Source organism: Duganella sp. CT11-25 (assembly GCF_047302815.1).
Classification (GTDB): domain Bacteria; phylum Pseudomonadota; class Gammaproteobacteria; order Burkholderiales; family Burkholderiaceae_D; genus Rugamonas.
In genome coordinates this window covers 2,258,053-2,279,149 of the sequence record NZ_JBKBFD010000001.1, presented here as the reverse complement: position 1 = coordinate 2,279,149, position 21,097 = coordinate 2,258,053, and the positions used below count along the sequence as shown (strand labels likewise).

Genomic DNA, 21,097 nt, shown 5'->3' with positions numbered 1-21,097 from the left:
AACCCTGGTGTTGTCAAACACTATTTTAGTTATATGTAACAATAGATATTGGTCGTGAGTGCGAAAATCGGCGAAAATCGCAGTCTTTACCAAATTTTTGTTTAGCCTGAGGAGGTCTTGTTATGTCAGAAGCCGTAAGGGAAGTCCCTAAAAAAGAACGGCCGGAGTTCCGTAACATTCATGTTACCGAATTGTCCAACTACCGCTTGCCATTGGCCGGTATCGTCTCCATCCTGCACCGCATCAGCGGCTTCCTGATGTTTGCGCTGCTGCCTTTCGTGCTCTATCTGCTGGAGCAGAGCCTGCGCTCCGAGATCTCCTTCGCGTACTACCAAGGATTTGTCACCTACCCGCTGGTCAAGCTGATCATCCTGGCGCTGGTATGGGGTTATATGCAGCACTTCTGCGCCGGCGTGCGCCACCTGGTGATGGATACCCACATCGGCCTGGACAAGGATTCGGCCCGCAAGTCGGCCGCCGCCGTGCTGGTCGTCAGCCTGACCCTGACTTTCATCGTCGCCCTCAAACTGTTCGGAGTCTTCTGAGATGGCTAAAAATAACATCGGACCTAAGCGCCTGGTCGTCGGCGCCCACTACGGCCTGCGCGACTGGCTGGCCCAGCGCGTCACCGCCGTCATGATGGTGCTGTACACCGCGATCCTGCTGATCGCTTTCCTGACCGGCAAGAACTTCACCTACGAAGGCTGGGCTGGCCTGTTCGCCCAGCAGTGGTTCAAGCTGATTTCCGCCGTCACCCTGTTCGGCCTGTTCTATCACGCCTGGGTCGGCATGCGCGACATCTGGATGGACTACGTTAAAGCCGTCGGCCTGCGCCTGACCCTGCAAATCGCCACCATGCTGTGGCTGATCGCTTGTGCCGTATGGTCGGTACAGATACTCTGGAGTGTGTAATCGTGGCAGCTATTAAAACTGGAATTCCAACCCGCCGCTTCGACGCGGTAATCGTCGGCGCCGGCGGCTCCGGCATGCGCGCATCCCTGCAGCTGGCTGAAGCCGGCCTGAACGTGGCGGTGCTGTCGAAAGTGTTCCCGACCCGCTCGCACACCGTGGCGGCGCAGGGCGGCATCGGCGCGTCCCTCGGCAACATGGCCGAAGACAACTGGTTCTGGCATATGTTCGACACCGTCAAGGGCGGCGACTACCTGGGCGACCAGGATGCGATCGAATTCATGTGCCGCGAAGCACCGAAGGTGGTCTACGAGCTGGAACACTTCGGCATGCCGTTCGACCGCAATCCCGACGGCACCATCTACCAGCGTCCGTTCGGCGGCCACACCGCCAACTTCGGTGAGAAAGCCGTGCAGCGCGCCTGCGCCGCGGCCGACCGCACCGGCCACGCGCTGCTGCACACGCTGTACCAGCGCAACGTCCGCGCCCGCACCCACTTCTTCGTCGAATGGATGGCGCTGGACGTGATCCGCGACGCCGAAGGCGACGTGGTCGGCGTGGTGGCACTGGAAATGGAAACCGGCGAAACGATGATCCTGGAAGCGAAGACCACCATCTTCGCCACCGGCGGCGCCGGCCGCATCTTCGCCGCTTCGACCAACGCCTTCATCAACACCGGCGACGGCATGGGCATGGCGGCACGCGCCGGCCTGCCGCTGCAGGACATGGAGTTCTGGCAGTTCCACCCGACCGGCGTGGCCGGCGCGGGCGTGCTGATCACCGAAGGCGTGCGCGGCGAGGGCGGTATCCTGATCAACTCCGAAGGCGAACGCTTCATGGAGCGCTACGCGCCGACGCTGAAGGATCTGGCGCCGCGCGACTTCGTGTCGCGCTCGATGGACCAGGAGATCAAGGAAGGCCGCGGCTGCGGTCCGAACAAGGACCACGTGATGCTGGACCTGCGCCACATCGGCGCCGAGACCATCGCCAAGCGTCTGCCGTCGATCCTGGAAATCGGCCACAAGTTCGCCAACGTCGACGCCACCAAGGAACCGATCCCGGTCGTGCCGACCATCCACTACCAGATGGGCGGCATCCCGACCAACATCCACGGCCAGGTCGTCACGCCGAACGGCGACGGCACGCAGAAGATCGTCAACGGCCTGTACGCGATCGGCGAATGCGCCTGCGTCTCGGTGCACGGCGCCAACCGCCTGGGCACCAACTCGCTGCTGGACCTGGTGGTGTTCGGCCGCGCGGCCGGCAACCACGTGGTGGCGTCGAACCTGAAGCAGAAGGAAAACAAGCCGCTGCCGAAGGACGCCTCCGATTTCGCGATGGACCGCCTGAACAAGCTGGAAACCTCGACCGGCTCGGAAAAAGTGCAGGGCGTCGCCAACGACATCCGCGCCACGATGCAGAAGTACTGCGGCGTGTTCCGTACCGAAGAGATGATGGCCCAGGGCGCCAAGGAAATCATGGTGCTGGACGAGCGCCGCAAGCACGTCTCGTTCAAGGACAAGTCCAAGGTGTTCAACACCGCGCGCGTCGAAGCGCTGGAGCTGGACAACCTGATCGAAACCGCGAAAGCGACGATCACGTCGGCCGTGGCCCGCAAGGAATCGCGCGGCGCCCACGCCCACAACGATTTCCCGCAGCGCGACGACGACAACTGGATGAAGCACACCCTGTGGTACTCGGAAGGCAACCGACTGGAATACAAAGCGGTCGTTACCAAGCCATTGACGGTCGACACCTTCAAACCGAAACCACGTACTTTCTAAGGCTAGAACATGGCACGCACTCTCAAACTGAAAATTTATCGTTACGATCCGGACCAGGACGCCAAGCCGTACATGCAGGACGTGACGGTCGAGCTGAAAGACACCGACAAGATGCTGCTGGACGCGCTGCAGCGCATCAAGTCCGACGTCGATGACTCGCTGGCCCTGCGCCGCTCGTGCCGCGAAGGCGTCTGCGGTTCGGACGCGATGAACATCAACGGCAAGAACGGCCTGGCCTGCACCACCAACCTGAACGAGCTGACCGAGCCTATCGTGCTGCGTCCGCTGCCAGGCCTGCCGGTGATCCGCGACCTGATCGTCGACATGACCCAGTTCTTCAAGCAGTACGATTCGATCAAGCCTTACCTGATCAACGATTCGATCCGTCCTGAAAAAGAACGCCTGCAAACCCCGACCGAGCGCGAAGAGCTCGACGGCCTGTACGAGTGCATCCTGTGCGCGTGCTGCTCGACGTCGTGCCCGTCGTTCTGGTGGAATCCGGACAAGTTCGTCGGTCCCGCAGGCCTGCTGCAAGCCTACCGCTTCATCGCCGACTCGCGCGACGAAGCCACCGGCGCGCGCCTGGACAACCTGGAAGACCCATATCGTCTGTTCCGCTGCCACTCGATCATGAATTGCGTCGATGTTTGCCCCAAGGGTTTGAACCCGAACAAGGCGATCGGCAAGATCAAGGAACTGATGGTACGTCGCGCTATCTAAGGCGCCATTCGCGGGCGGCGCCAGCGTCGCCCGCGTTTTCGTATATTTGGTATAAAGTAGCAATCCATGACTGAACAGAACAGCTCTGCGCATCAGTCCGACCCAGCCAACAGAGCGCGCCTGCGCTGGCGCTCCCGCCGGGGTCTGCTGGAAAACGACATCATCCTGACGCGTTTTCTCGATGCGCATGAAACCGAATTGACCGACGAAGAAGTGGACGCATTTACGCGGCTCCTCGATTTGTCGGACAATGCCCTGATGGATCTGGTACTGGCTCGTAAAGAGCCGGAGGGCGAGGTTGACCTGCCGCACGTGCACGCACTGTTGCAGCGACTGCGCCTTGCATAAAGACACACCCAGAAAAGTTTCGTTTTTTTACTTTTGTCGCATCTCTCCAAGAAGGAAGAGTCCATGAACACCTCTGATAACAAAGCCACACTGTCGTTCTCCGATGGCAGCCCATCGGTCGAATTCCCGATCTACAAAGGCACCGTCGGTCCAGACGTCATCGACATCCGCAAGCTGTACGCCGGCACCGGCAAGTTCACCTACGATCCAGGCTTCATGTCGACCGCGGCATGCAACTCGTCGATCACCTACATCGACGGCGACAAGGGCGAGCTGCTGTATCGCGGCTACCCGATCGAGCAGCTGGCCGTGAACGCCGACTTCATGGAATCGTGCTACCTGCTGCTGAACGGCGAACTGCCGAACGGCGTGCAGAAGGCCGAATTCGTCGAGACCGTGACCAAGCACACCATGGTGCACGAGCAGATGCAATTCTTCTTCCGCGGCTTCCGCCGCGACGCGCACCCGATGTCGGTGCTGGTCGGCACCGTCGGCGCGCTGGCGTCGTTCTACCACGACTCGCTGGACATCAACGATGCCAAGCACCGTGAAGTGTCGGCCATCCGCCTGATCGCCAAGATGCCTACGCTGGTGGCGATGGCCTACAAATACTCGATCGGCCAGCCGTTCGTGTACCCACGCAACGACCTGTCGTACAGCGCCAACTTCATGCGCATGATGTTCGGCAATCCGTGCGAAGAATACAAAGTCAACGACGTGCTGGTGCGCGCGCTGGACCGCATCCTGATCCTGCACGCGGACCACGAGCAAAACGCATCGACCTCGACCGTCCGTCTGGCCGGTTCGTCGGGCGCCAACCCGTTCGCCTGTATCGCTGCCGGTATCGCCTGCCTGTGGGGCCCTGCCCACGGCGGCGCCAACGAAGCGGCACTGAACATGCTGAAGGAAATCGGCACCGTCGACAAGATCCCCGAGTTCATCGCGCAAGTGAAGGACAAGAACTCCGGCGTCAAGCTGATGGGCTTCGGTCACCGCGTGTACAAGAACTTCGACCCGCGCGCCAAACTGATGCGCGAAACCTGCTACGAAGTGCTGAACGAACTGGGCCTGCAAGACGACCCATTGTTCAAGCTGGCGATGGAACTGGAAAAGATCGCGCTGAACGACGAATACTTCGTGTCGCGCAAACTGTACCCGAACGTCGACTTCTACTCGGGCATCGTGCAATCGGCGCTGGGCATCCCAGTGTCGCTGTTCACCGGTATCTTCGCCATGGCCCGCACCATCGGCTGGATCGCCCAGTGGAACGAAATGATCGCCGATCCGGAACAGAAAATCGGCCGTCCGCGCCAGCTGTTCGTCGGTTCGACCACCCGCGAAGTCAAGCCGCTGGCACAGCGTTAATCCAGGGCTTTACTGCTGCACAAAAAAACGGGCTTCGGCCCGTTTTTTTTATGTGTTTTGCTCTTGCAGCAGTTGGTTGAAGACGGCCACGCTGTCATTGTCGATGCGGAGAAACTGCACGCCGGTCTTGTAGCCCAGTTCGGCGTCGGGATCGCTGTAGACCACCTGTCCCATCGCCAGCACGTTGTGGCTGGTGTCGCCCAGCTGCACCTGGAACGAGACGGCGCAGTATTGCGCCAGCCTGATCTGGCTGCCGGTCTGCAGGCTGATGCCGCCATGCGACAGGTCCAGCGTGTGGACCGCGTGACGGCTTTCGTCGGTCATGGTCAGCGTGGCGGGGTGGCGGACCGCATGACGGCGGGTGGTGCGGGCTTTCTGAGTCATGGCGCTACCCAAATAGTGAGATTGCGAAAAGGTTATCACAATCGCGCCCCGGCCACTACGGCCGGTTGCGGCGGTCGGGGCGCAGCACCAGCAGCCACCAGCCCAGCACGCCCAGCGTCATCTGCGGCAGGTTGAACAGGAATTTGGCGACGGTGGCGTCGCGCCGCTGCGGCCAGGCGCTGTCGGCGGTTTCGGCGATGATGTTGGTGTGGTAGAAGCACATCGCCAGCAGGGCCAGCGCGGCGATCGCCCAGATCGACGGCAGGCTGGTGACGCGGTGGCGCAGCACGGCGGCGCAGGGATACAGCAGCACGCAGCAGAAGACGTAGGCGAACAGGTTGGCCGGCAGGTTGGCCAGGCTGGCGTGCGGCAGCAGGATGGGCACGGCGCAGATCGCCACCGCGAGCATGACGGCGATGACGGGGTGGGAATGTTCAGGCCAGGAGTCGAAGCGCATAAGAAGGTGGCAGTTGGAATGGGGCTCCATTGTAGTGCCTGCCGGAAGATTGTTTACTTCTCCTGATCCAGCAAGGCCTGGATTTCTTCGCGTTCTTTTTTGCTGACGTGGCCGCCACGCAGCGCGGCCAGCACCAGGGCCTTGCCGGAGCCGGAGAAGGCTTTCTGGATCAGCTCTTTCAGCAGGTTGGTCTGCAGCGAGTCCTGCTCCTGCGCCGGGGCGTAGATGTGGGCGCGCTGGCTTTCGTCGCGCTTGAGCAGGCCCTTGGTGTGCATTACTTGCAGCAGGCGCAGCACGGTGGCGTAGTTCATGTCCGGCCGGGTTTCCAGCGCGGCGGCGTGCACTTGCTTGGCCGTCGACGGGCCCAGCGCGAACAGCAGGCGCAGCATCTCCAGTTCGGAGGCGGTCGGCTTGGGTGGGGTGATAGTGCTCATGGATGTAGAATAAAATATCTAGAATGAATTGTCTAGCGCTTCGTGAGCTGTTGCGCGATGGCGGCGAACAGCGGGCGCGCGGCGCTGTCCGCATGCACGCAGGCGGCTTGCAGTTGCACCAGGTGCGCCGGCGCGGCGTCGCAGCGCCCGATCAGCTCTTCCAGCAGGAAGCCGAAGGCGCGGACTTCGAGCCGTTGCAGCGGCAGCGCTTGCGGCCCGGCCGGATCGTAGAACGAGGCCGCGCCGAAGTCGCCCAATAGCGTGCGGCCTTGCTCGCAGTGCAGGATGTTGTGGCCATAGAGGTCGCCGTGCATGATGCCGCGCTGGTGCAGCCGGCCGGCGGCCGAGGCGATGCCGTGGGCGATCGCCAGCATGGCGTCGAGCTCGAAACGCTTGCCGTCGGCATAGATGTCGCGCGTGCAGCTGGCCAGGCTGGGCGGACCGGCCAGGTTGCCGAATTCCGGATCGATCAAGGACATCACGAGTCCGTGCGCGCCTTCGGGATGATGCGCCACCTGGCCCAGCACCGGTATCAGGTTCGGATGCGCGCCGGCGCCGATGCAGGCCGCCATCTCGCACAGCGGCGAGCCGTCGCTGGTCATCGCGCCCTTGAACAGTTTGACGGCGACATGCCGGCCGCGATAAGCGGCGCGGTAGATCACGCCGGAGGCGCCTTCGCCCAGCTTTTGTTCCAGCGCCAAATCGCTCCAGGCGATGGCGGCGGTGGGCGTGCCTTCCATGGCCAGCTCGCGCCCGGCGCAGAAAGGATTGCCGGCGTAGGCCAGCCACGTCAGGCGCGGCAATGCCGTCAGCCATTCCGGCAGCGAGGTCAGCTGGTTGGCGGCGATGCGCAGCAGTTCCAGCCGGTGCAGGTTGGCCATCCCGGCGGGCAGGGCGCGCAGGCGGTTCCCGGCCAGCATCAGCTTTTGCAGCAGCGGACGGCGGCCCAGTTCGTCCGGCAGTTCTTCGATGTCGTTATCGGTCAGCACCAGCCAGCGCAGCTGCGCCGGCAGCGACGCGGGCGGCACCGTGCGGATGCGGTTGGCCTTGAAGCCGACCATCGTCAGCGCCGGGCAGGCGCCCAGCGCCGCCGGCAGTTCGGTGAACTGGTTGTCCGAGCAGAAGATGATGCGCAGCTTGGCCAGGCGCGCCAGATCGTCCGGCAGCGACGACAGCGCGTTGCCGGACAGGTCGAGGATTTCCAGGGAATCGGCCAGCGCGAATATCTCGCGCGGGAATTCGGTCAGGCCGCAGGCCAGTTGCAGGCGCTGGACGCCTTTCAGGGCGCCAGCGCGCAGTTGCTCCAGGGTGTGCATGTGTGGGACGGTCGAGGATAACCGCCGCAGTGTATCACCCCATCGCCGAGTTGATTACCACTTCATCTCGCCCTTGGCGACTTTGGCGCTGGTGTCCAGCGCGGCGTTCAGGCCGGCGCCTGGATACAGCGCCTTCATGCGGGCGATCAGCGCCGCCGAATCGGCTGCCTTGGCCGTCTCGTCTTCAAATGTCACCAGGTAGTCGCGGGTGAAGGCGATGCTGTCCGGCGTCAGCGCGGCACCCGGCGCGAAGTGGCCCGGCACCACGGTGACCGGCTTCAGCGCCGCGACGCCCTTGAGCGTGGCCAGCCATTGCCGGCGCGATTCGGCGGTTTGCGTGTCGGCGGTCCAGACGTGCAGCTGATTGAATACGATGACGCCGCCGGCCACCGCCTTGATCGACGGGATCCAGACATAGCTGCGCTCCGGCGTCGCGCCTTTCAGGCCTTCGATCTTCAGGGCCTGGCCCTCCAGCGTGATGGTGTCGCCCTTGAGCGGCTGCGGCACGATGATGCCTTGCGGCGCGTTGTCCTTCAGGATGGGGCCCCAGAACGCCACCTTGGCGTCCTTTTTCTTTTCGATGCCGGCGATGGTTTGCGGCGTGGCGAGGATCTTCGCGTCCGGGAAGGCGACGTGGATCACATCCAGGCCGAAGTAGAAATCCGGATCGCTGTGGCTGACGTAGACCGTGGTCAGGCGCTTGCCGCTGGCGCGGATCCGCTCGACCAGCTTGAGCGCTTCGCCGCGCGAGAACTGGGCGTCGATCAGCACCGCGTCCCTGGCGCCGCTGACGATCACCGAGGCGACCGGGAAGATCGCGGCTTCGCCCGGATTGAATACGTCCAGCGTGAGCGGCGCGGCGCTGGCGGCGGCGGAAGCGGCGAGGGCGGCGGACAGCAGGGTTTGCTTGATCATGATCGTCTTTCAAGTGAGGTTGGAATGACGCCATCTTAAATTGACCGAATCGATAGAAAAATAGGGTAATCTGCACCTGTCAATTGCATAAATCGGACGAATCACATGGACCGCATCACCGCAGCACAGGTTTTCGTCAGCATCGCCGAGCGCGGCAGCATGATCGCCGCCGCCGATGCGCTGGATATGTCGCGCGCGATGGTGACGCGCTACCTGGCCGAGATGGAGCAGTGGGCCGGCGCCCGCCTGCTGCACCGGAGCACGCGCCGCCTCAGCCTGACCGACGCCGGCGACGTCACGCTGGCGCGCTGCCGCGCCATGCTGGCGCTGGCCGGGACGATGGAAGTGGCGGCCGACGACCCCGGCACGCCGCAAGGCCTGCTGCGCATCACCAGTTCGCAGTCGCTGGCGCAGGCGCATCTGGCCGGCGCGGTGACGGCCTACCTGGCGCGCTATCCGCGCATCTCGGTCGACCTGCAGATGAACAACCGCGCCGTCAACCTGATCGAAGAGCGCATCGACCTGGCGCTGCGCATCACCAACGCCTTGGAGCCGAACCTGATCGCCCGCCAGCTGGGCCTGTGCGACTCGGTGGTCTGCGCCGCGCCGTCCTACCTGGCGGCGCGCGGCACGCCGCAGCGGCCGGAGGACCTGGCGTCCCACAACTGCCTGACCTACACCTATTTCGGCAAGAGCCTGTGGCAGTTCACGCGCGCCGGCGGCGAGGCGGTGTCGGTGCCGGTCGGCGGCAACCTGTCCGCCAACGAAGACCTGGTCCTGCTGAAGGCGGCGGAGCAGGGCGCCGGCATTGCATTGCAGCCACTATACAGCGCCGCGCCGCTGATCGCCGAGGGCCGGCTGGTGGCGCTGCTGCCCGATTGCGCGCCGCAGCGCATGGGCATTTATGGTATTTATACCTCTCGTCAGCATATGTCACCCGGGTTGCGGACGATGTTGGATTTTTTGGTGGACTGGTTCGGTAATACCAGTCTCAAGGCATTGAAAATATGAAAACATTATGTGTAGACCAAGCAACCATGCGGCTTAAGTGAAAATTAATGGCAAAAGATTTACCGTGATTTTGTCGCACAAATGGTTGTTGCGATACAATACCGGTGCTATGCTGAATGACCGTTTTTTTTGTACCTGAAGAAATATAGCCCTTCCCCACAACTTGATGTGCAATCCGCTAACCGGTCAGGCCGTGTCGCGGAAGGTTAGATTAACCCGCTAATTCCTCGCGAAGCGCGAAGAAAGGTGAGCAATATGATGCAACAATACACGTCCAACTCCTACCTGTTTGGTGGGAACGCGCCGTACGTCGAAGAACTGTACGAAGCGTATCTCAACAATCCAGGCTCCGTGCCAGATAACTGGCGCGCCTACTTCGACGCCATGCAGCACGTGCCTGCAGTCGATGGCTCCAACAAACCAGACGTCGCCCACGCTTCGGTCATCGCCTCCTTCGCCGAACGCGCGAAAGCCGGCCCGATCCGCACCGTAGTCGCCTCCGCCGACGCTGAAATGGGCCGCAAGCGCGTCGCCGCGACCCAGCTGATCGCCGCTTACCGCTACCTGGGTTCCCGCTGGGCCAACCTGGACCCGCTGCAGCGCCAGGAACGTCCGTCGATCAATGAGCTGGAGCCGAGCTTCTACGGCTTCACCGATGCGGACATGGACACCGTGTTCAACATCAGCAATACCTACTTCGGCCCAGAGACCGCGACCCTTCGCGACCTGCTGAACTTCCTGCGCGATACCTACACCCGCTCGATCGGCGCGGAGTATATGTACATCTCCGATCCGGCCGAAAAACGCTGGCTGCAAGAGCGCCTGGAGTCGATCCGCTCGACCCCGAACTTCACCGCCGAGAAGAAAAAACACATCCTGGAGCGTCTGACCGCTGCCGAAGGCCTGGAGCGCTACCTCCACACCAAATACGTCGGCCAGAAGCGCTTCTCGCTGGAAGGCGGCGAAACCTTCATCGCCTCGATCGACGAGATCATCCAGCGCGCCGGTGAAAAGGGCGTGCAGGAAATCGTTATCGGCATGGCCCACCGCGGCCGCCTGAACGTGCTGGTCAACACCCTGGGCAAGGCGCCCAAGGAACTGTTCGAGGAATTCGAAGGCAAGCACGGCGACGACCTGCCGGCCGGCGACGTCAAATACCACCAGGGCTTCTCGTCGGACATCTCGACCCAGGGCGGTCCGGTTCACCTGTCGCTGGCGTTCAACCCGTCGCACCTGGAAATCGTCAACCCGGTGGTTGAAGGTTCGGTCAAGGCGCGTATGGACCGCCGCGGCGACCACCTGGGCAAGCAAGTGCTGCCTATCCTGGTGCACGGCGACGCCGCATTCGCGGGCCAGGGCGTTGTGATGGAAACCCTGAACCTGGCGCAGACCCGTGGCTACGGCACGGGCGGCACGGTGCACATCGTCATCAACAACCAGATCGGTTTCACCACCTCCGACCCGCGCGACGCGCGTTCGACCATCTACTGCTCCGACGTCGTCAAGATGATCGAAGCACCGGTGCTGCACGTGAACGCCGACGATCCTGAAGCCGTGGTACTGGCTTCGCAGATCGCCATGGATTACCGTCTGCAGTTCCAGAAGGATATCGTTGTCGACATCATCTGCTACCGCAAACTGGGCCACAACGAGCAGGACACCCCGGCGCTGACCCAGCCGCTGATGTACAAGAAAATCGGCCAGCACCCAGGCACCCGCAAGCTGTACGCGGACAAGCTGGTGGCGCAGACCGTGATCCCGGCCGACGGCGGCGAGCAGATGGTTGCCGCCTACCGCGACGCCATGGACGCCGGCAAGCACACCGTCGATCCAGTGATCTCCAACTTCAAGAACAAGTACGCGGTCGACTGGCTGCCGTTCCTGAACCGCAAGTGGACCGACTCGGCCGACACCGCCGTGCCGATGACCGAGCTGAAACGCCTGGCCACCCGCATCACCACCGTGCCGGAAGGCTTCAAGGTCCACTCGCTGGTCGAGAAGGTCCTGGGCGACCGCGCCACCATGGGCCGCGGCGAACTGAACCTGGACTGGGGCATGGGCGAACACCTGGCCTACGCCTCGCTGGTCGCTTCGGGCTACGCGGTGCGCCTGACCGGCCAGGACGCCGGCCGCGGCACCTTCGTGCACCGCCACGCCGTGCTGCACGACCAGAACCGCGAACGCTGGGATGCGGGCACCTATGTGCCGCTGGAAAACATCGCCGAAGGCCAGGCGCCGTTCACCGTGATCGACTCCGTGCTGTCCGAAGAGGCGGTACTGGGCTTCGAATACGGCTACTCGACCGCCGAGCCGAACACGCTGACGATCTGGGAAGCCCAGTTCGGCGACTTCGTCAACGGCGCGCAAGTGGTGATCGACCAGTTCATCAGCTCCGGCGAAGTGAAGTGGGGCCGCGCTTCGGGCCTGGTCATGATGCTGCCGCACGGTTACGAAGGCCAGGGTCCTGAGCACTCGTCCGCGCGTCCGGAACGTTTCCTGCAGCTGTGCGCGGACAACAATATGCAAGTGGTGCAGCCGACCACCGCGTCGCAGATCTTCCACGTGCTGCGCCGCCAGATGGTGCGCCAGTTCCGCAAGCCGCTGGTGATCCTGACCCCGAAATCGCTGCTGCGCAACAAGGAAGCCGGTTCCTCGCTGAACGACCTGGCCAAGGGCGCGTTCCAGACCGTGATCGGCGAAGTCGACGAGAAAATCGACGCCAAGAAGGTCAAGCGCGTGGTCGCCTGCTCGGGCAAGGTTTACTACGACCTGGTCAACGCACGCAAGACCCGCGGCCAGACCGACACCGCCATCATCCGTGTCGAACAGCTGTATCCGTTCCCGCACAAGTCCTTCGCTGCCGAACTGAAGAAGTTCCCAGCGCTGACCGAAGTGGTGTGGGCGCAGGACGAGCCGCAGAATCAGGGCCCATGGTTCCAGATTCAGCACAACATCTTCGAGAGCATGGACGCTGGCCAACGCCTGGCATACGCCGGCCGCCCAGCATCGGCATCGCCGGCTGTCGGTTACTACGACAAGCACTACGCCCAGCAAAAAGACCTGCTGGAAACGGCGTTCTCGAAGCTCAAAGGTTTCATCCTGACCAAATAAATCATCACGCTACTTACTGAACGGAGCGCCCTGCTGCTACGCGGCGGGGCGCCGCAATAACAAAATATACGGAGTTTTACATGGCACAAATCGAAGTCAAAGTTCCCCAGCTGTCGGAATCGGTAGCAGAAGCAACCATGCTGACCTGGCATAAAAAAGTCGGCGAGGCAGTCGCCCGCGACGAAAACCTGATTGACATCGAGACTGATAAAGTTGTTCTGGAACTGCCGGCACCAGCCGCCGGCGTCCTGGTAAAAATCATCAAGGGCGACGGCACCACCGTGGTTGCCGACGAACTGATCGCGATCATCGACACCGACGGCGTCGCCGCAGCAGCCGCTCCAGCCGCCGCCGCCGCCGCACCAGCCGCCGCCGCACCTGCTGCAGCGCCAGCCGCCGCTACCGGTGGTTCGAAGGGCGACGTGGCCATGCCTGCCGCCGCCAAGATCCTGTCGGAAAAAGGCCTGAGCGCTGGCGATGTCGCCGGTTCGGGCAAAGACGGCCGCGTGACCAAGGGCGACGCCCTGGCCGCCGGCGCCAAAGCACCTGCGGTCGCGCCGCTGGCGCCAGCCGCCGCCAAGCCGGCACTGCAGCAAGTGGCCGCGCCGGCAGCGGGCAACCTGGGCGACCGTCCGGAAGAGCGCGTGCCGATGAGCCGCCTGCGCGCACGTATCGCCGAGCGCCTGGTGCAATCGCAATCGACCAACGCCATCCTGACCACGTTCAACGAAGTGAACATGGCTCCGGTCATGGACCTGCGCAACAAGTACAAAGACAAGTTCGAAAAAGAGCACGGCGTCAAGCTGGGCTTCATGTCCTTCTTCGTCAAAGCCGCCGTTGCAGCGCTGAAGAAATACCCGATCATCAACGCCTCGGTCGACGGCAACGACATCGTCTACCACGGCTACTTCGACATCGGTATCGCGGTCGGTTCGCCGCGCGGCCTGGTGGTGCCTATCCTGCGCAACGCCGACCAGATGTCGATCGCCGACATCGAGAAGAAAATCGGTGAATTCGGCCAGAAAGCCAAGGAAGGCAAGCTGACCCTGGACGACCTGACCGGCGGCACCTTCTCGATCTCGAACGGCGGCACCTTCGGCTCCATGCTGTCGACCCCGATCATCAACCCGCCACAATCGGCCATCCTGGGCGTGCACGCGACCAAGGACCGCGCCGTGGTTGAAAACGGCCAGATCGTTGTCCGTCCAATGAACTACCTGGCAATGTCCTACGACCACCGCATCATCGACGGCCGCGAAGCCGTGCTGGGCCTGGTCGCGATGAAAGAAGCGCTGGAAGATCCTGCACGCCTGCTGCTGGACCTGTAATTCCTGCTTTGCCCCGGGCTCGTCCGAGCCCGGGGATTTCTCTGAGGGTCATGAATGAGCGTCGCAGAAGAAATCAAGCGTTTACACGAATTGCACCAGGCGGGAGCCTTGTCGGACGAGGAATTCGCCCAAGCCAAGGCCCGTTTGCTGAACCAGGAAGCCTACGTCCCAGGGGAGAACGTCTCCAACGACATCAGCCGCTTGCGCCGCTCCCAGAGCGACCGCTGGCTCGGTGGCGTGTGCGGCGGGCTGGGCAAGGTCACCGGGATCGAATCCTGGATCTGGCGCCTGTTGTTCGTATTGTTCGTGCTGACCTTCGGTTTCGGCCTCGCGATCTACATTCTGTTATGGATTTTCGTTCCAGACGAAGAACTGATTGGAAAATAAAAAATGAGTAAGCAATTTGACGTAGTAGTCATCGGCGCCGGTCCTGGCGGTTACATCGCTGCCATCCGCGCGGCACAACTGGGTTTCTCGGTCGCTTGCGTCGACGCGTGGGAAAATGAAAAGGGCGGCCCCGCACCGGGCGGCACCTGCACCAACGTCGGCTGCATTCCATCGAAAGCGCTGCTGCAATCGTCGGAGCACTACGAGCACGCCGGCCATGCGTTCAAGGACCACGGCATCGATGTCACGGGCCTGTCGCTGAACCTGCCGCAAATGCTGAAGCGCAAGGAAACCGTCGTCAAGCAAAACAACGACGGCATCCTGTTCCTGTTCAAGAAAAACAAGGTCACCTTCTTCCACGGTCGCGCCGCGTTCGCCGGCGCCGCCACCGCCGAAGGCTACCCGCTGACCATCACCGGTCCAGGCGCGGACACCATCACCGGCAAGCACGTCATCGTCGCCACCGGTTCCAACGCGCGCGCGCTGCCGGGTGCTCCGTTCGACGAGAAACTGATCCTGTCGAACACCGGCGCACTGGCCACCGACGCCGTGCCTAAGAAACTGGGCGTGATCGGCGCCGGCGTGATCGGCCTGGAAATGGGTTCCGTATGGCGCCGCCTGGGTTCGGAAGTGACCGTGCTGGAAGGCCTGCCGGTGTTCCTGGGCGCGGTCGACGAGCAAGTCGCCAAGGAAGCGCTGAAGCAGTTCACCAAGCAAGGCCTGTCGATCAACCTCGGCTGCAAGATCGGCAAGATCACCCCGGGCAAGAACGACGTCACCGTCGAGTACGAGAACGCCAAGGGCGAAGCCACCACCACCGTGTTCGACCGCCTGATCGTCTCGATCGGCCGCACCCCGAACACCGACGGCCTGGCCGCCGACAAAGCGGGCCTGGCGCTGGACGAGCGCGGCTTCATCGCCGTCGACGACCACTGCAAGACCAACCTGCCGAACGTCTGGGCGATCGGCGACGTGGTACGCGGCCCGATGCTGGCGCACAAGGCTGAAGAAGAAGGCGTGGCGGTTGCCGAGACCATCGCCGGCCAGCACGGCCACACCAACTTCAACACGATTCCCTGGGTGATCTACACCTCGCCGGAAATCGCCTGGGTCGGCCGCACCGAGCAGCAGCTGAAAGCCGACGGCGTCGCCTACAAGGCGGGCAGCTTCCCGTTCCTGGCCAACGGCCGCGCGCGCGCGCTGGGCGACACCACCGGTTTCGTCAAGTTCCTGGCGGATGCCGCCACCGACGAAATCCTGGGCGTGCACATCATCGGACCGATGGCTTCCGAGCTGATCTCCGAAGCGGTGGTGGCGATGGAGTTCAAGGCTTCGGCCGAAGACATCGCGCGCATCTGCCATGCGCACCCATCGCTGTCGGAAGCGACCAAGGAAGCCGCGCTGGCCATCGACAAGCGCACCTTGAACTTCTAAGCAGCACACTACGGTAGCAAGAACGTAGGGCGGGCCGCTTGGCCCGCCATTTTTATTTGCGCCCGCCACACAGAATCGAACACATGAACGTCGAAGAGTTTTATCAGCACGCGCTGGAAGAGCGCAATTTCAAGGCCGACGCCGCCCAGCGCCGCGCCGTCGACCGCCTGCAGCAGTGCTATGAGGAATGGGTGGCCTACAAGGGCCAGCGTTCCAGCACCTTCAAGCGCCTGATCAACCGTCCGGACGTGCCGAAGGGCGTGTACATGTGGGGCGGGGTGGGGCGCGGCAAGTCGTTCCTGATGGACAGCTTCTATTCGGTGGTGCCGCTGGTGCGCAAGACCCGCCTGCACTTCCACGAATTCATGCGCGGCGTGCACCGCCAGCTCGACGAGCTGACCGGCGTCGCCAATCCGCTCGATGAGGTGGCCAAGCGCATCGCCAAGAAATACCGCCTGATCTGCTTCGATGAATTCCACATCTCCGATGTGGCCGACGCGATGATCATGTACAACCTGATGAAGGCGCTGTTCGACAACGGCGTGTCCTTCATCATGACCTCGAACTACGATCCGAAACTGCTGTACCCGGACGGCCTGCACCGCGACCGCATCCTGCCGACCATCGCCCTGCTGTACGACAAGCTGGACGTGATGAACATCGACGCCGGCGTCGACTACCGCAGCCGCGCGCTGGAGCAGGTCGATTCCTACTATACGCCGCTGAACGCAACCACCGACCAGGCGCTGCGCGACGCCTACACCCGCATCGCCGAGACCGCCGACGAGGATCCGGTGGTGCGCATCGAGGCGCGCGAAATCCGCGCGCTGCGCCGCGCCGGCACCATCATCTGGTTCGATTTCAACACCCTGTGCGGCGGCCCGCGCTCACAGAACGATTACCTGGAAATCGCCAGCCGCTTCCATACCGTGATATTGTCCGGGATTCCCATGATGTCGGCGGCGATGTCGTCGGAGGCGCGCCGCTTTACGTGGCTGATCGACGTCTTCTACGACCAGGGCGTTAAACTGTTGATGTCGGCGGAAGTCGAGCCGGAAGAGCTGTACACCAACGGCACGCTGGCCAACGAATTTCACCGCACGGTATCGCGCATCGTCGAGATGCAATCGCGCGAGTACATGGATAAGGAACAGCGCGTCGCAGCGGCAGCGCTGGCGTGACGTTACACAGGAAAATACATATGAGAGCAGGTTTGAAACCGCTGGGCGAGATGATCGCCGCCGCCGCGCTGGCCGCCCTGGCGGCGCTGGCCGCGCCGGCGCAGGCCCAGACCACGTCGGTCGAGCAGGCCAACGCCACGCTGGCGCAGGTCGCCAAGGACCGCGCCGCCGTCAACGACGAATTCTCCGCCAGCGAGCGCGTCTGCACCACCAGGTTCTTCGTCAACAATTGCCTGGACAAGGCCAAGGAAAAACGCCGCGCCGCGCTGGCCGGGCTGCGCGCGCTTGAAGTCGAGGCGCAGCACTTCAAGCGCGCCGATTCGGTCGCGAAGCGCGACGCCGACCTGGCCGAGCGCGCCCGCAAGGATGCGGAAGACCAGGCGCAGCGCGCCGCGCACGTCCCCAAGGAGCCCAAGGTGGCGGACGACAAGCCGCCGCCGGCGCCGCCATCCGGCCGCCGGGTCGCGGACCGCGAAGCCGAGCATGCGGCCAAGCTGAAACGCGAACAGGCGCAGGACGCGGCCGACGCCGGCAAGCGCGCCGCCAATGTCGAAGCCTTCGAGCGGAAGAAACTGGAGTCCCAGCACCGCCAGGCGGAAGTGGCGAAGAAGAAGGCGGAAAACGCTGCCAAGGCGGCCGCCAAGGAAGCTGCCGATAAAAAGCGGGCCGAGGCCGAAGCGGCCGCAGCCGCCGCGGCGGCCGCCAAGGCGGCGTCGAAGTAAGACCGCGCCGCGCCTCAGACCGCGCGGCGCATCTTTTGCACGGTATAGCCGGGCGCTTCCTTGGGCGGCGCCACCAGCTTGATGATCGCCATCGAGCAGTTGTCGCCCTTGCCCTGGGCCCGCTCGGCGGCCTTGGAGATCAGGCGCTCGGCCGCCTGGCGCGGCGTGTTGCGCGCCACGGCCGCCGCCAGTTCGGCGTCCTTGAACAGCATCCACAGCCCGTCCGAACACAGCATGAAGGCGTCGCCGGCCCGCGCGCCTTCGTGCCAGCCCAGCGTCACGAACGGCGCCTTGAAGCTGTTGCCCAGCACATTGCTGAGCAGGCGGGAACTGCGGTGCTTCTTTGCCGCCTCCGGCGGCAGCTTGTCCTCGGTCACCAGGTGCTGGACATAGGCGTCGTCGTTGCTGCGCGCCGCGCAGGTCTCGCCGGCAAAACGGTATACCCTGGCATCGCCCACATGGGCCCACACGGCCTGACCCTGCGGCGTCAGGATCAGCAGGGCCAGCGCGCTTTGCGGCTCGGCGGTGGCGGCGATCGGGTTCATCTTGATGACCTCGTGCGCCTCCAGCGCGATGGCGCGCAGCAGTTCCTGCAGGCGGGGCAGGCTGGCGGCGTCGCCGGCGCGGAATTCGTCGAACAAGTGTTTGCTGGTCAATAACACCTGGTCGGCGCCGATGGCACCGGTGTTGCCGTCGGCCAGCACGGCCAGCACGTAGCCAGGCGCCTGGGCAGCGGTGAACAGGGCCACCCGGTCATTTTGCTGGGGCCGGTTACCGATGTGCTGGGCGGTCCCCGCTTCTATTTTGTATGCGCTCATATGTGACACTGTATCCTAGACTGCTGGTGAGCGATCAATCTGTTGGCGGCAAGCGCGCCGTAGATTAAACTATGCACCGTGTCGCAGTTTGTTTGCAATGTGTTTGCTGTACCCTTGTTGTTCCGGTGAAACTATTTGGCTGAGAAATATGACTGATGTACAAGATATCCAGCGTCGATTGATAGAACTCGACGTCGAACACCGCGATCTGGACGCGGTCATCGATATGCTGACGCTGGACGGCCACCACGATCAGCTGCAGTTGCGCCGCCTCAAAAAGCGCAAGCTGCAGCTGAAAGACCATATCACTCTGCTGAAAATGCAACTGGTTCCCGATGTTCCGGCCTGAGTCCGTCTCGGCGCCACTACTAAGTTTATTTTGACCGAACACCTTCCATCGCCCGCCGACGCCATCCCCGCCGTAGTCGGCGCCACGCCAGACCAGCCCCCCGGGAAGCACGATGCCGAGGTTGAGCGCCTGTTCGGCGCCGGTGGACCGCTGGGGCCGGCTGTGGGCGAGTACCGCCCGCGCAAGTCGCAGACCGAGATGGCCAAGGCCGTCGCCGACGCCATCGCCAACCAGACCACGCTGATCGCCGAGGCCGGCACCGGCACGGGCAAGACCTTCGCCTACCTGGTGCCGGCGCTGTTATGGGGCGGCAAGACCATCGTCTCCACCGGCACCAAGAACTTGCAGGACCAGCTGTTCCTGCGCGACATCCCGACCGTGCGCGCCGCCCTGCAGGCGCCGGTCTCGGTGGCGCTGCTGAAGGGACGCTCGAACTACGTCTGCCACTACCATCTGGAGCGCACGCTGCAGAACGGCCGCATGACCTCGCGCGACGATGTCGGCCATTTGCGCGAGATCTCGCGCTTCCTGAAAATGACCAGTTCCGGCGACAAGGCCGAGCTGGCCCGCGTGCCGGAAAACGCGCTGATCTGGAATTTGGTGACGTCGACCCGCGACAACTGCATGGGCGCGGAATGCCAGTATTACCAGGATTGCTTCGTGATGAAGGCGCGCAAGGAGGCGCAGCAGGCGGACGTGGTGGTGGTCAACCACCATTTGTTCTTTGCCGACGTGGCGCTGAAGGATTCCGGCGTCGCCGAGCTGTTGCCGTCCGCCAATACCATCATCTTCGATGAGGCGCACCAGCTGCCCGACACCGCCACCCTGTTCTTCGGCGATACGTTCTCGACCTCGCAAGTGCTGGAGCTGTGCCGCGACGTGCTGGCCGAGGGCTTGTCGAACGCCCGCGACGGCGCCGACTGGGGCAAGGTGGTCACCGTGGTGGAGAAGGCCGCGCGCGACCTGCGCCTGACGTTCCCGCAGGACATCGTGCGGCTGTCGCTGCCGCAGATCGCGCCGTCGAGCGACTTCTTCCCGGCGCTGCAGACGCTGAAAGACGCGCTGGACGGCATGCTGGCCGTGCTGGAAACCCAGGCCATGCGCGCGGAAACGCTGGAACAGTGCCGCCAGCGCGGCATCGAGCTGGGGCAAAAGTTGGCTTCCTGGAAATTCGATCCGAAGGCGCGGGTGGAGAAGGGCGAGGAAGCGGTGTTCTGGGTCGAGGCGTATGCGTCGTCGCTGCAGCTGCACAAGACGCCGCTGTCGATCGCGCCCATCTTCAACGGCCAGCGCGAAGGTGTGCCGCGCAGCTGGATCTTCACCTCGGCGACCCTGGCGGTGAAGAACGATTTCAGCCATTTCTCCGAGCAGATGGGCCTGGGCGACGAGCCGTCGAAGACCTGGCCGAGCCCGTTTAATTACGAGCAGCAGGGCATTTTGTACGTGCCGCAGGGCTTGCCGGACCCGAATTCGATGGGCTACACGGACGCCGTGCTGGACCATGCCTTGCCGATCATCGAGGCGGCGGGCGGAAAAACTTTCCTTTTATGCACGACTTTGCGCGCCGTGAAGCGCGCGGCCGAGCGTTTGCGCGACGAATTCGAGAAGCGCGGCCTGCCTTATCCGCTGTTTGTGCAGGGCGACAAGGGCCGCACCGAGTTGCTGGACCAGTTCCGCAAGGCGGGAAATGGCGTACTGATCGGTTCGCAGAGCTTCTGGGAAGGCGTCGACGTGCGCGGCGATGCGCTGTCTTTGGTGATCATCGACAAGTTGCCGTTCGCTCCGCCGGACGATCCGGTGCTGGCGGCGCGCATCGAGGTGATGGAAAAGCAGGGCAAAAACGGCTTCATGCACCACACTTTGCCGGAAGCGATCATCAATCTGAAGCAGGGCGCCGGACGCCTGATCCGCGACGAGGGCGATCGCGGCGTGCTGATGTTGTGCGATCCGCGGGTGATTTCCAAGCCTTACGGCAAGCGGATCTGGCAGAGTTTGCCGTCCTTCAAGCGCACCCGCGAGCAGGCTGAAGTGATCGAATTCTTCAAGAACAAGAATTCGGATCAGTAACTTTTGGTAGCGATGGCGTCACTCCCGCGCAGGCGGGAGTCCATGCCGGGCATGCTT

Annotated in this window: 21 protein-coding genes; 15 read left to right on the top strand and 6 right to left on the bottom strand. The window is 63.1% G+C overall.

Going from position 1 to position 21,097, the window contains the following annotated elements; all coding sequences use genetic code 11:
• The first annotated feature begins 122 nt into the window (after positions 1-122).
• The 6 genes from sdhC to gltA all read left to right on the top strand — a co-directional run bounded on the left by sdhC (position 123) and on the right by gltA (position 5,126).
• Positions 123-545: a succinate dehydrogenase, cytochrome b556 subunit gene (gene sdhC / locus ACEN9F_RS09615; RefSeq protein ID WP_413419801.1), complete on the top strand. Its 423-nt coding sequence runs from the start codon at positions 123-125 to the stop codon at positions 543-545.
• A 1-nt stretch (position 546) separates the two neighbouring features.
• On the top strand, positions 547-912 hold the full coding sequence (gene sdhD / locus ACEN9F_RS09610; protein WP_413419800.1) for a succinate dehydrogenase, hydrophobic membrane anchor protein: 366 nt from the start codon (positions 547-549) through the stop codon (positions 910-912).
• A gap of 2 nt (positions 913-914) precedes the next feature.
• Entirely contained in the window at positions 915-2,693 is a 1,779-nt protein-coding gene (sdhA, locus tag ACEN9F_RS09605) for a succinate dehydrogenase flavoprotein subunit (protein ID WP_413419799.1), read from the top strand.
• A 9-nt stretch (positions 2,694-2,702) separates the two neighbouring features.
• Positions 2,703-3,413 (top strand): succinate dehydrogenase iron-sulfur subunit, encoded by a 711-nt coding sequence (locus ACEN9F_RS09600; RefSeq protein ID WP_008450684.1) that lies wholly within the window; start codon positions 2,703-2,705, stop codon positions 3,411-3,413.
• A 66-nt stretch (positions 3,414-3,479) separates the two neighbouring features.
• Positions 3,480-3,761 (top strand): succinate dehydrogenase assembly factor 2, encoded by a 282-nt coding sequence (locus tag ACEN9F_RS09595; protein WP_413419798.1) that lies wholly within the window; start codon positions 3,480-3,482, stop codon positions 3,759-3,761.
• 63 nt (positions 3,762-3,824) lie between these two features.
• Entirely contained in the window at positions 3,825-5,126 is a 1,302-nt protein-coding gene (gene gltA, locus ACEN9F_RS09590) for a citrate synthase (protein WP_413419797.1), read from the top strand.
• Positions 5,127-5,174: 48 nt separating this feature from the next.
• On the opposite strand, the gene ACEN9F_RS09585 is transcribed toward gltA, so the two are convergent.
• Genes ACEN9F_RS09585 through ACEN9F_RS09565 form a run of 5 tightly spaced genes read right to left on the bottom strand, consistent with a single transcriptional unit; the run spans position 5,175 to position 8,632 of the window.
• A complete protein-coding gene (locus tag ACEN9F_RS09585; protein WP_413419796.1) occupies positions 5,175-5,510 on the bottom strand; it encodes a PilZ domain-containing protein in 336 nt (111 codons plus the stop codon).
• 55 nt (positions 5,511-5,565) lie between these two features.
• Complete coding sequence (locus ACEN9F_RS09580; protein WP_413419795.1) at positions 5,566-5,967, bottom strand: hypothetical protein; 402 nt, start codon at positions 5,965-5,967, stop codon at positions 5,566-5,568.
• A gap of 53 nt (positions 5,968-6,020) precedes the next feature.
• Positions 6,021-6,401 carry a BlaI/MecI/CopY family transcriptional regulator gene (locus ACEN9F_RS09575; protein WP_413419794.1) on the bottom strand — a complete coding sequence of 127 codons (381 nt, stop codon included), beginning with the start codon at positions 6,399-6,401 and terminating at the stop codon, positions 6,021-6,023.
• A 32-nt stretch (positions 6,402-6,433) separates the two neighbouring features.
• Positions 6,434-7,717 (bottom strand): leucine-rich repeat-containing protein kinase family protein, encoded by a 1,284-nt coding sequence (locus ACEN9F_RS09570; RefSeq protein WP_413419793.1) that lies wholly within the window; start codon positions 7,715-7,717, stop codon positions 6,434-6,436.
• Between the two features lie 54 nt (positions 7,718-7,771).
• Positions 7,772-8,632 carry an MBL fold metallo-hydrolase gene (locus tag ACEN9F_RS09565; protein WP_413419792.1) on the bottom strand — a complete coding sequence of 287 codons (861 nt, stop codon included), beginning with the start codon at positions 8,630-8,632 and terminating at the stop codon, positions 7,772-7,774.
• Positions 8,633-8,737: 105 nt separating this feature from the next.
• Here ACEN9F_RS09565 and ACEN9F_RS09560 point away from each other — a divergent pair, with 105 nt between their 5' ends.
• The 7 genes from ACEN9F_RS09560 to ACEN9F_RS09530 all read left to right on the top strand — a co-directional run bounded on the left by ACEN9F_RS09560 (position 8,738) and on the right by ACEN9F_RS09530 (position 17,806).
• Positions 8,738-9,643 carry a LysR family transcriptional regulator gene (locus ACEN9F_RS09560; protein ID WP_413419791.1) on the top strand — a complete coding sequence of 302 codons (906 nt, stop codon included), beginning with the start codon at positions 8,738-8,740 and terminating at the stop codon, positions 9,641-9,643.
• Between the two features lie 255 nt (positions 9,644-9,898).
• Complete coding sequence (locus tag ACEN9F_RS09555; protein ID WP_413419790.1) at positions 9,899-12,754, top strand: 2-oxoglutarate dehydrogenase E1 component; 2,856 nt, start codon at positions 9,899-9,901, stop codon at positions 12,752-12,754.
• Positions 12,755-12,834: 80 nt separating this feature from the next.
• Entirely contained in the window at positions 12,835-14,082 is a 1,248-nt protein-coding gene (gene odhB / locus ACEN9F_RS09550) for a 2-oxoglutarate dehydrogenase complex dihydrolipoyllysine-residue succinyltransferase (RefSeq protein ID WP_413419789.1), read from the top strand.
• Between the two features lie 54 nt (positions 14,083-14,136).
• Positions 14,137-14,469 carry a PspC domain-containing protein gene (locus ACEN9F_RS09545; RefSeq protein WP_413419788.1) on the top strand — a complete coding sequence of 111 codons (333 nt, stop codon included), beginning with the start codon at positions 14,137-14,139 and terminating at the stop codon, positions 14,467-14,469.
• Between the two features lie 3 nt (positions 14,470-14,472).
• Entirely contained in the window at positions 14,473-15,903 is a 1,431-nt protein-coding gene (gene lpdA, locus ACEN9F_RS09540; protein WP_413419787.1) for a dihydrolipoyl dehydrogenase, read from the top strand.
• An 83-nt stretch (positions 15,904-15,986) separates the two neighbouring features.
• On the top strand, positions 15,987-17,084 hold the full coding sequence (gene zapE / locus ACEN9F_RS09535) for a cell division protein ZapE (protein WP_413419786.1): 1,098 nt from the start codon (positions 15,987-15,989) through the stop codon (positions 17,082-17,084).
• Between the two features lie 20 nt (positions 17,085-17,104).
• Positions 17,105-17,806: a hypothetical protein gene (locus ACEN9F_RS09530; RefSeq protein WP_413419785.1), complete on the top strand. Its 702-nt coding sequence runs from the start codon at positions 17,105-17,107 to the stop codon at positions 17,804-17,806.
• A gap of 14 nt (positions 17,807-17,820) precedes the next feature.
• Here ACEN9F_RS09530 and ACEN9F_RS09525 read toward each other — a convergent pair whose 3' ends face one another.
• Positions 17,821-18,624 carry a PP2C family protein-serine/threonine phosphatase gene (locus ACEN9F_RS09525; protein ID WP_413419784.1) on the bottom strand — a complete coding sequence of 268 codons (804 nt, stop codon included), beginning with the start codon at positions 18,622-18,624 and terminating at the stop codon, positions 17,821-17,823.
• A gap of 148 nt (positions 18,625-18,772) precedes the next feature.
• Between ACEN9F_RS09525 and ACEN9F_RS09520 the strand changes: the two genes are divergently transcribed.
• Together ACEN9F_RS09520 and ACEN9F_RS09515 are read left to right on the top strand one after the other, a co-directional pair.
• The gene (locus ACEN9F_RS09520; RefSeq protein ID WP_008450659.1) at positions 18,773-18,973 is read left to right on the top strand and encodes a YdcH family protein; all 201 of its coding nucleotides are present in this window, start codon (positions 18,773-18,775) and stop codon (positions 18,971-18,973) included.
• Positions 18,974-19,003: 30 nt separating this feature from the next.
• Positions 19,004-21,040 carry an ATP-dependent DNA helicase gene (locus ACEN9F_RS09515; RefSeq protein ID WP_413419783.1) on the top strand — a complete coding sequence of 679 codons (2,037 nt, stop codon included), beginning with the start codon at positions 19,004-19,006 and terminating at the stop codon, positions 21,038-21,040.
• The last annotated feature ends 57 nt before the right edge of the window (positions 21,041-21,097 follow it).